The sequence below is a fragment of the Sphingobacterium bambusae genome, from assembly GCF_033955345.1.
GTDB classification, from domain to species: domain Bacteria; phylum Bacteroidota; class Bacteroidia; order Sphingobacteriales; family Sphingobacteriaceae; genus Sphingobacterium; species Sphingobacterium bambusae.
The window spans coordinates 305,355-318,257 of record NZ_CP138332.1; the positions used below are offsets into that span (position 1 = coordinate 305,355).

Consider the following 12,903-nt stretch of genomic DNA (forward strand, 5'->3'; position numbering starts at 1 on the left):
TGCAAGAAATACGGTTCGTTAAAAAAGAATAATGTTATGGAAAATTCAAATACGCAAAAAGATCCAGATGAATGGACAACCGGCGAGGAGCCCATGACCGGTGCGCAGGCATCCTACCTAAAAACACTGTCCGATGAGGCGAAGGTACCTTTCGAAGAAGGCCTTACCAAAGCCCAGGCATCCAAGCGCATCGATGAGCTGCAACATATTACCGGTAGAGGTTTGGACAGCGCATCCGAGTAGTCAGCCGCTAAAACTAATGGCTGGAAAAGATAATTTCTAGCCATTAGTATCTTCATTCAAGACAAGCTTATGAATGTCCTCCTCCACCTGCTACTATTGCACGCGCTAGTGTTATTCTAGGCTCTTACGGAGTTGTCTTCTCGCCGTCCAACTGTATTGTAGTTTCATCTCTTTTTATCGATCAAATTTCAATACCGAAGCTTTTCTACTATAATTGGTTATATACCTGAGCAGCCCTATCAGTCGATGCGGCAAGCGCGCTACGGCTCAGAATGGATTCGCTTTGATAACCTTTCTTTTCACGTGTATCGCTGCTAGCGGGGCAATACCCTATTGACCAAGGTTAGCGTGCCAGAAAGAAACTTTGGGCAAAGTCCCTGCAGCGCAGCGGCCACCTTAGCAGGTAGTGTTAAGACCATTTCCTTTTTGCCAGATTCCATCCCGTCGGCAATTGCCGATGCGGCCCTTGCCGCGCTCTGGGATACAAAAGGCAGCGAATCGGCGATCTTAAACCATGCATATTCAAGCTTATGGCTTCCCTTTACGCCAATATTTAGAGGACTGCCGGTGCGCATCAAGCTTGGAACGACGGTCAAGACGTCGATGCCTGCGGGCGCGAGCTCAGCGGTCAATCCCTGACTTAAGCCCAGCAGGGCGAATTTGCTGACACTATAGGGCAACATATGGGGCACGGCAATTTTACCACCAATGGAAGCAATATTCACGACCTGCCCCGCAGACTGTGCGGTAAAATGTGGTAAAACGGCTTGTATACAATAGAGACTAGACCAACAATTATTGTCCATGATCTTTTTATAATCTTCGCTATCCATAGCCGCATGCGGACCTACTAACATGGCGCCGGCATTGTTGACCAGCACATCAACACGCCCGTAGTGCCCGACGACCTGCTGCACTAGGATATCCACTTGTTGTGGGTCGGTAACATCGGCTGGGTAAACAAATACCTCCGCTCCCCTTTCGATAAGCGCCTGCTTTGCAAGCTGCAAATGCTCATCACTTCTTCCGCAAAGCGCAAGCAAGGCGCCCCGAGTAGCCAGCTCTTGAGCCAGCGCGAAGCCCAAACCACGGGAACCTCCCGTTATAAGAACGACCTTTCCTTCTACGGATAACTTGCGACGCTTACTGCGCTGCATACCTATCATAGCTCCACTTACGGCAGCCAAGAGGGCTATTTTTGCCAGTTTTCCAAAAATCATTACACGTTGTTTAAAGATTTACATTTCGCCGAGCTGCGATTACCCTATATACGATCCGTAGCATATCGATATCATCTCGCCGCTTTACTTCCATCACTACGGCTTAAGCACCACTTTGACACAGTCATCCTGCTTTTTATCGAATAGCTCATAGCCGTGCGCAGCTTCTGAAAGCGGAAGGCTATGGGTAATAATATCATCTAGCACTACCTTGTTTTCATTAACGAGCTCGACTAGCTTATCGATGTAGTTGAGCACGGGCGCCTGCCCCTGTTTGATGGTTATTCCTTTGTCGAATATGCGGTGTAAAGGGAAATTATCATAGGGCGAGCCGTAGACACCAACGATGGATACGGTTCCCATGCGGCGCACCGCCTTAAAACACATATCCAACACCTTCATTGAACCCACTTCGAAATTTACCGTAGCCTTTACCTTATCGAGAAAGCCCCGTTCAGGCTCGAAGCCCACCGCGTCTACGCACACGTCAGCTCCGCGCCCCCTTGTCATTTCCCGAATAGCCTCGATTACATCCACCTCATTCGGGTTTAGGGTATCCACGTTATTCACCGCCTTGGCCTTGGCCAAGCGGTAATCCAGAGGGTCTATCGCGATAACCCGACCCGCGCCATTGAGCCAGGCCGCTTTTTGTGCCATAAGCCCTACCGGTCCGGAACCAAAAATAGCTACCACCTCACCGCCCTTGAGCTGCGCCCAATCAATGGCCGACCAACCCGTTGGGAAGATGTCTGTCAAAAAAAGGGCCTGCTCGTCACTTAAGTGATCGGGAACGATGCGTGGGCTGATATCCGCATACGGCACACGCACATATTCTGCCTGCCCACCAGAGTATCCTCCATATAGGTCTGTATAGCCGAACAATGCCGCGCCTTTTTGGTCCAAAAGATCTCCATTTGGACCGTAGTGTTTGTAATTGGAATGCTCGCATGCCGGCGAAGCATCATGCGTGCAGAAAAAGCAGGTTCCGCAGGAAATGGGAAAAGGAACCACTACACGGTCGCCCTTTTTCAAATTGGTTATTTCCGCTCCGACCTCTTCCACAATCCCCATGAATTCGTGCCCCATGATCATAGGTTCTTTTTGCGGTACCGCCCCGTTCAGGATATGGAGGTCAGATCCGCAAATGGCCGTTGAGGTAACCTTAAGAATAACGTCCCGTGCATCAAGGAGCCTTGGATCTTCGACAGTATCTACACTGATCTGTCCTGCTTTATGGAATACTGCTGCTTTCATATTAAATGCTTTAATAATGTTTCTCTGTCAACTGCGCACGTAGCAGTTTAATAAAGGAACGGCGTAGCCGCAGATTCGGTTTTTCCGAGCGGAATGATAAAAATATTTGAAAATTTATCTGCTGCAGCCTTCTTGCATAAAACAGGCTATTACAGCTTATACAAGCATATTGAGCCTATCGGTAATGGCGACGGAAAAATACCTATCCAAGATGGTTAGTACGGGAAATGCACATCAGCACTTTTGATCAACGCGCTCCATACCATCTTAAAACGTATTGAACAGAGATTCTCGTCCATGCGAAATACGCAGGAGGCGCGGCATTTACCTATTTTATCTAACAAGCGAGTCGATCAGTGCATTTTCCACAAATCCAGCACTCTTTTTGCAGGTTTCAAGACAACAATACATGATTTATTCACCATTAAACAATCATCGCTATGCTTACATTACAACTCAACCAACAGATAGAAAAGAGCAAGGTATATCTTAGCAAGATTGCCCACAAGTTTACCAGTGATCCCGAAGAGGCGCAAGATCTTGTCCAAGAAACCTTGATTCGCTCGATCAATCACACCGAAGGGTTTTTAAATAACTCGAAAGTTGGGTCTTGGCTCTACGTGATCATGAAGAACGTGTATATTAACCAATATAGGAAACAACAGAAACGCAGACAGTACGAACATGCAGAAATCTCTTCCTTGCTGGATCAGGGATGCAGCGAGCCCTTTACCTTTAATCAGGTAGAAGACCGCTTTGCCGCAACGGACATCAAGCGCGCAATGAGCGCACTTTCGCAGGAGAACTACGAAATTTTCAATATGTATATCGAGGGGTATAAATATCGGGAGATAGCGGATCAATACGCCATGCCGGAGGGGACCATAAAAACTCGAATATTCCATACAAAAAAGGTGCTTCGCAAAAGTCTCGCAGCGTATGAGATTAGCAAGACTGCATAGCGAGCGGCGTATATAGTTGGCATGACCCCAAGCTTATTCATTTCATACATACTACCTCAACCTTACACAATGTAAATACATATAAACGGAAATTGACATGACACAACAAGAAGACAAGGACAAACGCACACCGAGCGAAAAAGAAAACGGTGTAGCTGAGCATGACAAAGCGAATTATACAGAAGGTGATAACGATTCAAAAGAAGGGCAACAACATCGGGATGACGATCCATCCATCAAGCAGACCGATGATGAAAAGAAAAAGGACGACACCGGCGGCGATTTAGCCGGAAACGCTTCTGGCAATAGCGACATCGACTAAAAAAATAGGAGCAAATATTTTATATTCGCTCCTATTTTTTTAAATGACTTAAAATAGCCTAGAGGTCATTCAACCAGCTATTTACCTCATCTTTGGTTTTGCCCGTTGTTTTCTGCAGCTTGCCGAGCAGCTCGTCTTCCTTACCTTCGGCATACAGCAGATCATCATCCGTCAGATCAGCGTACTGCTGCTTTACTTTTCCCTTGATTTCGTTCCAACGTCCTTTCCATGTTAATTCACTCATGATAAAACTCCTTTCTTTTATAGAAGAACGTGCAGCAAGATAAATAGTTCTCTTGCTGCATGTTCAACATTATTTATTTTTTATAAGATATCCATTTTGTTAACTACTCGGCCAATTTGGTCTAAGCCAAAAGTTATAAAATATGATGCTATACCGCAATTTGTGCCGTCTTTGCCTCCCTTTCCCAATTTCGGTGCATCGCCAAGGAAGCTATAAATTCCTGCGGGGTGCCATCTGTGAGGATCGCTTTATCCTCCAAAAAATCCTTTGCGACAGATAGATCCCGCAGCTTTTTTGCCTTGCCCAAGAAAGCCAGCGTCTTGCAATGCTTTACAGCCTCATTGATAAACTTAAAAGTCTTCCCCTGCTCGGCCAGTGCATTGACGCTTTTCTCGCCACAGGGGATTAAAATGGCATCATAGAACACACTTTCTGTCGTGGAGAGCTGGGCATCGACCTTATGCTTCATGCCTTCGCTACAGGTTATCTGCCCGCCACTTGGTGAGACGATCTTTACCGAGGCATTTTCTGCTTCAAGCGCTTTCTTAAATTCTTCAAATCCCTTCATATCAAAACCGTTATCGACCAGCACAGCAACCTGACGACTGGCTATCGGCGATGGTTGACCTTTGTCTTGGCTAAGCGCCGAAGAACGCTCCAGATAATTCTTGGCCTTACCGGGTTGCTGCGTAGCAGGGTCTTCATCGGCACCAATATTCCTATTGATCGGTTCCTCGATTTTTTTAGGGATTGTAAGGCCAATATTGGCTGATACGCGTTTAGCCAGTGAACTGTCTATTTGATCAAGTAAATATAACATACGGGACTTGATCGCATCGATCTGGCATTTGCCCAGTTCAAAGGAATAGGCGCCGATAACGTGTTCCTTTTCCCACGAAGAGAGACTACGATAAAAGAGCGCTGGCTGGGAGAAGTGATCGCTAAAACTTTCCGATCGCGCCCTTACTTTTTTTCCATCTATGCGTTCTTCATAACTGCTAAAACCGCCTTCAGCTATTTTGGATAAAAAAGGGCAACCGCCAGCCATGGTATTGGGATGGTAGGCCACCTTGCCCTTGTTGATCGTTGTGCGCATCTGGGCGTCACGCTGGTTGTTGTGCACCGGAGCAACCGACCTATTGATTGGCAATTCATGAAAGTTGGGACTTCCCAATCGAGATAGCTGCGTGTCGGTATAGGAAAACAACCTGCCCTGCAATAAGGGATCATTGGTAAAATCTATGCCCGGAACAATATGTCCAGGATGGAAGGCCACCTGTTCGGTCTCGGCAAAGAAATTATCAGGGTTGCGATCCAGCGTCATCTTCCCCACAATAAGCACCGGAACAAGTTCTTCCGGAATAAGTTTCGTGGCATCGAGCAGATCGAATTCAAATTTATGTTCGTCGGCTTGCGGAATAATCTGCAGACCTAGCTCCCAACTAGGAAATTGCCCTTGTTCAATAGCCTCCCAAAGGTCACGCCGATGGAAATCAGGATCGGCTCCGTTGATCTTCACGGCCTCGTCCCAAGTGACCGAATGCACGCCCAGTGCCGGCTTCCAATGAAAGCGCACAAAATGCGATTCTCCTGCCGCGTTCAACAGCCTAAAAGTATGGATACCGAAGCCCTCCATCATACGTAGACTGCGCGGGATAGCGCGGTCGCTCATGGCCCACATATGGTTGTGCAACGTTTCGGTGGCCAACGATACAAAATCGTAAAAGGTATCATGCGCGGAGGCGGCCTGCGGAATTTCATTATCCGGTTCCGGTTTTACCGAATGGATAAGATCCGGAAACTTCATGGCATCCTGAATGAAAAATACAGGCGTATTGTTTCCTACCAGATCGAATATACCTTCCTGTGTATAAAATTTAACGGCAAAGCCGCGGATATCGCGTGCCAAGTCGGCCGAGCCCTTGCTGCCCGCCACGGTAGAGAAGCGGACGAATACAGGGGTCTTTTCCCCCACTTTGGTAAAAAGTCCCGCTCGGGTGTAGTCGCTCAGATCTTCGTAGAGCTCAAAGAACCCATGTGCGGCACTGCCGCGCGCATGAACGATACGCTCGGGAATGCGCTCGTGATCAAAGTGCGTAATCTTCTCGCGAAGGATAAAGTCTTCCAGCAAGCTCGCTCCACGCTCCCCTGCTTTGAGCGAATTGGCATCGCTATTAATCTTGACACCCTGATCGGTAGTCATTGCCTTATCGCCGTCATCCGACGTGTAGCGCGCAAGATCATCTTGCTTGACGAGCTCACCTTTATTAACGTTCTTCTTTTTCATATGAAAATGCTGTCTTAAGCTTTTAGATTTTTGCAGAAGAACGGGCAATAGTGCAGATAGTTCAGTAAGGACTCCTATTTAGAATCTTTCGATTTAGTACGGTCCGCGACCATGGCATATCAACATGCAGAAGCTCCATGATGCAATAATAACCAGCTCTCCACACGCGCTGACACTAATGTAACTAAACTGCCCCAGTCAAAACAGACAGCCAACATACACCGATCTCTTAGGATGAAGATTAGTCTTATTGCCATGATCCCACTTAAAAGAGCAATTACCCTAAATGCATACTAGGCTGCTTTATCGTTTCTTCTCTTTTGGTCGATCGGTAGGATCATTGGGCATCTGGTTGAGCTGCTCTTTTTGTGGATCAACCCCAGCTTCTGCATCGCCATCTTTGGTTTTCTCCGTTTTTTCAACTATTGATCCCAGTTCCTTATGAGTTTTCCCTTCACGTTTTTTCCGTTTTTCGCCGATTCCGCTCAGCTCGTTTTCTACTTTCGTTGCCATAGTTCAGTTCGTTAAATCCAACTTATAATGTCCTTTTTTATGTTTTAATTGAACGGGGCTACCACGGAATAGTTCACCTAACGAGGACTATTATCCTTGATTGCTTTTACCTTATATACGAACGTAACATTGGTATCAAAAGTGGGGAAGCTTACAGTTAGGGGAACTATAATTTTAATGAATTTTCAAATGAATATCGGCAGTCACAGCTAGCAAGTAACATTTTAAAGAGGGTTTAAATGTCGATAAGCAAATGTATCGACTGCGGAGCTACCCGCAGCATGCGTTCCCTAAAAACAACTTAGAAAGGATTTTTTTTGGACTTTAACCCTCGTCCAACGCAAAAGGAAAACGGGACACCAGAGAGACAACGACGGTTTATTTGATCCCCAACAAGCCAGCTGACGCTAAGCCATACAAGATCGTACAGCGGCAATTAATTCGATTTCAGAGCTACTCCGTTTAAGAATTTTATCTATTTGGTATTCGGTGATAAACCTACTATCAAATTTTCTTTCCCCTAACAGGAAAATCACTTTGGCACGCTTGAATTTACGCCGTATTGCCTGTAGAAAATTCACCATCGAGACTCGAACATTGTCGAGATCTACAACAAGTAGCTGCGCATCGGAGACATGTTTTTTTTGTTTACTATCAAGTTGATCTGATGTACAATCCCAAATTCTATCAATCTGGCCTTCGTTCTCACAGGTAAAAACCGTATGGAGCGCTAGCCGAAAACTTTTGCAATCACTTATAATTCCAACCGCTATCTTCTTCATAGTAGAAACCTTAAAATAACTCCGTTACACGTTAATCTAGCTAACGTTGAAAAGAGAAAATAGTTTTATCATCCCTGATTTAATTAGATGCCAAAGGCTTTTTTAAAACTATTTTTAACTACTGTCGTTCGATAAATAAAACTATTACCTACAATGCGCTCATAGGACCGCGCAACATAAATTTTCTCGTGCCCCCAGCGCTCAGTAGGAGAGCGCACACATAAAAAAGTACAACTATGGAAAAGGAGTATGTTAAGGAAAACTATAAGGAGGCTGTCTTTCGTTGCAGCCAATTACTTGCCGAGCGGAACCTTACCATTGCCTTTGCGGAAAGCGCTACAGCAGGTAAGCTTGCTTATGAGTTTTCGCTCACTCCTTATTCAGGTAAAATTTTAAAAGGTGGAATAGTATGTTATAATGCCTGCGTAAAGGAAGACATGCTTGGTATTTCAAGCGAAATCATGTCAACATACACGCCCGAATCTGCAGAGGTGACAAGGGAAATATGCTATGCAATCCAGCATAAAATGCCAGCTGAGGTAAGTGTCGCTATCACCGGCCTCACGACTCCCGGAGGAAGCGAAAGTCCACTTAAGCCCGTGGGAACGATGTTTTTTTGTATCGGATACAATAACATCTTGAATGAACAACAAATTCTTCTCGAAGGCAACCCGCCGGATATCGTCAATAAATCCATCGCAGCCATCTCTGATGCCATATGTTCGTTAGTAACCTCCTCGTAAGTCTAGCTTGTAATGAACGAGATAAAGCAGCTGTATAGCAGTGCAGCAATATTTTTTGTTGGATTTCGGACCTCTAACCGCGAGCATTAGCTAAAATTTAATTGGCTTCGGGTAAAGACTCACTATTTTCCAATCGAACAGATTCGCGGCGAGTATATCGCAGTCTTAGACGTCAGTAAGTCGCTATTGCTAATGCGGACATCTTGATGACATGGAAAATAGATGTGGTGCGATCGGTGATCTCTTGCAAAATACCGCTATTCTATTAGCTATTTTTATACGTCAATTTACGCTATGCACAACGACCATGACATGTTATTCAATAAAAATTGTCCTCAAGCATTAATTTAACAAAGTTATTACTAGCTGTAACGCATTAAAATATTAAGCGAGCCTAATCCTCAGTACAGATTTTCCTCAATTAAACCGTCAAGAACTATGGACTAAACAGTCTCATTCTATTACCCATTTGGCAGAAACTCGTTTGCAGCTAAGGGAGCACTACCAACGTGCAGATATGCACTTAATTTCAAAACAAAGTAGACCACTATTCACGCAGGCATGGTAAGCGAAATTTTTCTCGCTCCTAGATGTAAAGATCAAGTTTTACCCGAGAGGTCATGTACACCTTAAAATGTCCTCTACATCGAACACGTTGGATATTTTGCAGTGTCTACGCGGCGCGGTCGATCAACGTCAAATCCCGATCACCCCATTGTAGTAAATCTTCGAGCAGATGGAATCTTGAAAAATCTACTATCTGCGCAATGTAATCCCATAGGTCAATATCGATCTTTGTTGGAGCACCGTTTACAATAACTTTGTATCCCTGCGCAATTAATTCGATGATAAGTTTTCTGTTATATGTCTCCTCTTGCATACAATTTCATATTTGATGAATAACGTAATTGCAGCGTATCGGTTTTGTTTATTATTGGTATTCTTCTCTACTTAAAACAGAATTTTAAAATAACAAAAACCAAATGACGGCTTCGGTTGTGCATATAAAAAATTACAACATAGATATATATACAAAACATCCCTAGCGCGAGGCCGGGGATGTTTTTTTTGTACAACTTTTTTTAATCCCGAGTGTTCATAGCACAGAATTTATATTGCAACAGATTTCCCTAGCGGCGAGGCTAGGGAAATCTTTTTGTAAAAACTTTTCCTGATATAATCTGTTATGTACCTATCAAATAGTAAAAAGGATTGTGTACGAACCTTAATCCCCTGCAGCGATGCACGGGATTATTTTTTTTTAAAGTTTCCAGCATGAAATTTTTTACCTTATTAACCTCGATGGGAAAAGAACCTTATGTATATTCTTTTAAATCGTATGCTTTATCGCGCGTCGTATTTGTCGTATTTGTACCAGAGAGCTAGCATATGGAGTGGGTTGAAAAAATCCCGGACAAGGCTGTTCAGGATTTTTATTTCCCCATGAACTTTTCCAGCGCGCAGTCGTTAAACCTACAGATAATAACGAAAGTACTTATTCATTTTTTCAGCTTTCCCCCGGATGCTCATAAACCGGGGGATTTTTTTCGTCTGTGCCGCAGTTAACATAAATAGCGTGGAATCCGTCACTGAAAAGATTTCGTGGATCGCTTGCCGACACGCTAGCATACTATTCTTGATCAATCTACTGCTAGCACTCCTTAGGTACAATTTTTGTAATCAGGTTACTATGAAAAAAATACTACTGATTGCCTTAGCCCCCCTAGCCTTCCTATCATGCCGTAAGGATGATGATGCCCCCGATCAGATCGAAGGTCGATGGTACCTTTTTTCCATAGAAACCATTCGCACGAAAGACAGGAGTACGCAGATAGATATTGACACGTTGGAAGAAAAGGATCAAATCATAGCATTTCTACCTAATGGTATTTTTAGAGTTGAAGGAGCAGAAACCACCTATAGGTTAGCTGGAGATTCCCTACATATTGTATTGCGATCAGGGGAAGTAGAAGACTTGGAGTCATTCAGGTACAAAATCGATGAAAATGATCTCATGCTGTCAACAAGCGACTTTTGGAATGAAACACATTATGAAGACATCCACCGTTACAAGCGCCTGTAGAAGATAGCCTCAACCACGCCTACCGCCCATTTGGCCAGTGTATTTTTACTCAAAAGCCCACCTGTAAATCCTATAAAGCTCACGAAGATCTGAAACCCCTGCACATTGACCATCGTCGTTATGCTCGATCAAGGTTTCCCGACCAGCAGCGTCTTTTAGGAAAGCAGCGGTACAAAGATCATTTTTATACTGATACATAGCAATACCAACCGGATACTCGGTTATTCCGACTAAATAATAGCTAACTACAGGATTGTTATCTCGATCTCTAAAGATCATAATCGGATCGCCTATCTTGACTAGCTTTTCTGCATCCATGCAGCAAAAGTAGCCTTATATTTTTTAGACAGCAATAGAAAGAAGATTAAATTATTGCATGCGACATGCTTTCACCATAGTTTTCAATTGCTCCTCGAGCGGCGTTTCTATCTCCAAAATAATAAGCCTTGTACATTTCCGATCAGTTCGATAAGTGCTCCGCATAGAACCGTTATTTTTTGTACTTTGCAAAGCAGCCATATACCGTTTTAAATTAATCTGCAGGCACAAATTAACATGATCATTAAGGACATAATAAGATTTCTAGCTAGCGATCCCAACGAAATTCAGACCGAAAAAATGAATCGCACTCAGCAGCTATTTTTGGCTGTCAAAACACTATTCTTGATATACATCATTAAACTGTCCTTTACAGCCATACAGGTAAGTTTAATAAAATATGGAATTCTCCGTGAGATTAAAGGAACCGATGGAGGCAGTACATTACTGTCGGAATCTGGACCTGTACTGTTTCTTCTAGAATTTGTTCTTATAGGTCCTATACTTGAAGAATTCGGCTTTCGAGCAATATTGCAGAAAGGTAAACTACTTACCGCGGCTGGTGCATCCAGCATGATCCTGCTTGTATTCGTCCTGCTGTTTAACATACCTATTTATTCCCTTACAAGCTGTAGCGCACTTGCTATAGGCCTTGCCACTGCGATCTTTGCCATATTAATCAACACACCATCAATCCTGCTTAAAATTACAGCGTTTACAAATAACCACGCTCGGAGTATTTTATGGATTAATGCTACCGCTTTCGCCTGTTGGCATTTTTACAATTTTGATTTTGCCCAAACTGGCGTTTTTGAAGTAGTTTGGTACCTAACGCCACACTTCATTGTCGCCTTGATCTTAAGTTGGATATCCATAAAGGCCGGCTTTTTAACAGCTTGCGCAGTCCATGTATGCAACAATCTGCTTCCCGCCGTATTTTTCCTTTACGCAAATCAAGCGTAAAGCGGCGTTTCAAAAATCGGCAATGAACCTTAAAATAATCATAACAAGCATTCGCATTGCTGCGCTCTCGCGACAAACAATCCAAAACGATAGACAAACTATAAACTCTATTTTACGCGCTATGCTTTACGCAGCAAGCGAAGAGCACAAATGCTGGACAATCGCCGCGAGATGCGCTCTAATTATGCTATCACACCTTCAGCTGCCTGCTCCCTCAAAAAAGCCTTCAGTGGTCCTTTTAAAACTTCTTCATCAGCGTAAGACGACATCCCTATTATAAATGGGACAGATTTACCTGCTTCCAGTAAGCCGCCTGCTAGATTAACTTAATACAATTACAAATAGCAACTAAATCCTCTCGAGAGTAAAACAAAAAGCTACTTTTATACGCTGGCCCATCGGGGCTGGATAAAATATGGTATCTCTTAACGCTGGCACAATGAATAAAAAGGAGAACAAAATTTATATACAGGCGCGAAATATTTTAGATCAATATTTGGACGCGCATAAGTATCGAAAAACTTCCGAGCGTTACGCTATCCTCGAAGAAATCTACTCGCGCAAAGATCATTTTGATGTGGAGACATTTTATATTGAAATGAAAAATAAGGGCTTTAAGGTCAGTAGAGCTACGGTGTACAACACGATGGAACTGTTTAGTGTTTGCGGACTTGTTAAGCATAAGCATTTTGGTGATAACCTCACTTTCTACGAGAAAGCGATAGGTCAGCAGCAACACGATCACATCATCTGTACAGATTGTGGTAAAGTCGTCGAGTTTAGTGATCCGAGAATCAAGGAGATCCAGACTACAGTAAGTTCATTGTTATCCTTTGAGATTAAGTACCATAACCTGAATCTTTACGCCAGTTGCCGCGGTTGCCCTATCAAGCCACAGTAGCAGATTCAATCACATTATTGGAGCAAAAGTAAGTCACAAAATCTTGACGCCTACCAATGTATCGTCTT

At 43.8% G+C, this 12,903-nt stretch carries 16 protein-coding genes; 8 read left to right on the forward strand and 8 right to left on the reverse strand.

The window, feature by feature from the left end; genetic code table 11:
- The first annotated feature begins 36 nt into the window (after positions 1-36).
- On the forward strand, positions 37-243 hold the full coding sequence (locus SCB77_RS01305) for a DUF3072 domain-containing protein (RefSeq protein WP_320184631.1): 207 nt from the start codon (positions 37-39) through the stop codon (positions 241-243).
- Positions 244-557: 314 nt separating this feature from the next.
- On the opposite strand, the gene SCB77_RS01310 is transcribed toward SCB77_RS01305, so the two are convergent.
- Together SCB77_RS01310 and SCB77_RS01315 are read right to left on the reverse strand one after the other, a co-directional pair.
- Positions 558-1,463 carry an SDR family NAD(P)-dependent oxidoreductase gene (locus SCB77_RS01310; RefSeq protein WP_320184632.1) on the reverse strand — a complete coding sequence of 302 codons (906 nt, stop codon included), beginning with the start codon at positions 1,461-1,463 and terminating at the stop codon, positions 558-560.
- 96 nt (positions 1,464-1,559) lie between these two features.
- On the reverse strand, positions 1,560-2,717 hold the full coding sequence (locus tag SCB77_RS01315; RefSeq protein ID WP_320184379.1) for a zinc-dependent alcohol dehydrogenase: 1,158 nt from the start codon (positions 2,715-2,717) through the stop codon (positions 1,560-1,562).
- 93 nt (positions 2,718-2,810) lie between these two features.
- Here SCB77_RS01315 and SCB77_RS01320 point away from each other — a divergent pair, with 93 nt between their 5' ends.
- The 3 genes from SCB77_RS01320 to SCB77_RS01330 all read left to right on the forward strand — a co-directional run bounded on the left by SCB77_RS01320 (position 2,811) and on the right by SCB77_RS01330 (position 4,001).
- Positions 2,811-2,936: a hypothetical protein gene (locus SCB77_RS01320; protein WP_320184380.1), complete on the forward strand. Its 126-nt coding sequence runs from the start codon at positions 2,811-2,813 to the stop codon at positions 2,934-2,936.
- Positions 2,937-3,157: 221 nt separating this feature from the next.
- Positions 3,158-3,679: an RNA polymerase sigma factor gene (locus SCB77_RS01325; protein ID WP_320184381.1), complete on the forward strand. Its 522-nt coding sequence runs from the start codon at positions 3,158-3,160 to the stop codon at positions 3,677-3,679.
- Positions 3,680-3,776: 97 nt separating this feature from the next.
- A complete protein-coding gene (locus tag SCB77_RS01330) occupies positions 3,777-4,001 on the forward strand; it encodes a hypothetical protein (protein ID WP_320184382.1) in 225 nt (74 codons plus the stop codon).
- Positions 4,002-4,059: 58 nt separating this feature from the next.
- Here SCB77_RS01330 and SCB77_RS01335 read toward each other — a convergent pair whose 3' ends face one another.
- From SCB77_RS01335 to SCB77_RS01350, 4 genes are all read right to left on the reverse strand, one after another.
- Positions 4,060-4,245 (reverse strand): CsbD family protein, encoded by a 186-nt coding sequence (locus tag SCB77_RS01335; RefSeq protein WP_320184383.1) that lies wholly within the window; start codon positions 4,243-4,245, stop codon positions 4,060-4,062.
- 148 nt (positions 4,246-4,393) lie between these two features.
- Positions 4,394-6,532 carry a catalase gene (locus tag SCB77_RS01340; RefSeq protein ID WP_320184633.1) on the reverse strand — a complete coding sequence of 713 codons (2,139 nt, stop codon included), beginning with the start codon at positions 6,530-6,532 and terminating at the stop codon, positions 4,394-4,396.
- A gap of 303 nt (positions 6,533-6,835) precedes the next feature.
- Positions 6,836-7,045, reverse strand: coding sequence for a hypothetical protein (locus tag SCB77_RS01345; protein ID WP_320184634.1), 210 nt, complete (start codon positions 7,043-7,045; stop codon positions 6,836-6,838).
- 407 nt (positions 7,046-7,452) lie between these two features.
- Positions 7,453-7,827: a hypothetical protein gene (locus SCB77_RS01350; RefSeq protein ID WP_320184635.1), complete on the reverse strand. Its 375-nt coding sequence runs from the start codon at positions 7,825-7,827 to the stop codon at positions 7,453-7,455.
- 236 nt (positions 7,828-8,063) lie between these two features.
- On the opposite strand from SCB77_RS01350, the gene SCB77_RS01355 reads away from it, so the two are divergent.
- Complete coding sequence (locus tag SCB77_RS01355; RefSeq protein ID WP_320184636.1) at positions 8,064-8,570, forward strand: CinA family protein; 507 nt, start codon at positions 8,064-8,066, stop codon at positions 8,568-8,570.
- Between the two features lie 673 nt (positions 8,571-9,243).
- On the opposite strand, the gene SCB77_RS01360 is transcribed toward SCB77_RS01355, so the two are convergent.
- A complete protein-coding gene (locus SCB77_RS01360; protein ID WP_320184637.1) occupies positions 9,244-9,450 on the reverse strand; it encodes a hypothetical protein in 207 nt (68 codons plus the stop codon).
- A gap of 810 nt (positions 9,451-10,260) precedes the next feature.
- Between SCB77_RS01360 and SCB77_RS01365 the strand changes: the two genes are divergently transcribed.
- Positions 10,261-10,653, forward strand: coding sequence for a hypothetical protein (locus SCB77_RS01365; RefSeq protein ID WP_320184638.1), 393 nt, complete (start codon positions 10,261-10,263; stop codon positions 10,651-10,653).
- 45 nt (positions 10,654-10,698) lie between these two features.
- Here SCB77_RS01365 and SCB77_RS01370 read toward each other — a convergent pair whose 3' ends face one another.
- Positions 10,699-10,971 (reverse strand): hypothetical protein, encoded by a 273-nt coding sequence (locus tag SCB77_RS01370; RefSeq protein WP_320184639.1) that lies wholly within the window; start codon positions 10,969-10,971, stop codon positions 10,699-10,701.
- 300 nt (positions 10,972-11,271) lie between these two features.
- On the opposite strand from SCB77_RS01370, the gene SCB77_RS01375 reads away from it, so the two are divergent.
- Together SCB77_RS01375 and SCB77_RS01380 are read left to right on the forward strand one after the other, a co-directional pair.
- Entirely contained in the window at positions 11,272-11,934 is a 663-nt protein-coding gene (locus tag SCB77_RS01375; protein WP_320184640.1) for a CPBP family glutamic-type intramembrane protease, read from the forward strand.
- 439 nt (positions 11,935-12,373) lie between these two features.
- On the forward strand, positions 12,374-12,835 hold the full coding sequence (locus tag SCB77_RS01380) for a Fur family transcriptional regulator (RefSeq protein ID WP_320184641.1): 462 nt from the start codon (positions 12,374-12,376) through the stop codon (positions 12,833-12,835).
- The last annotated feature ends 68 nt before the right edge of the window (positions 12,836-12,903 follow it).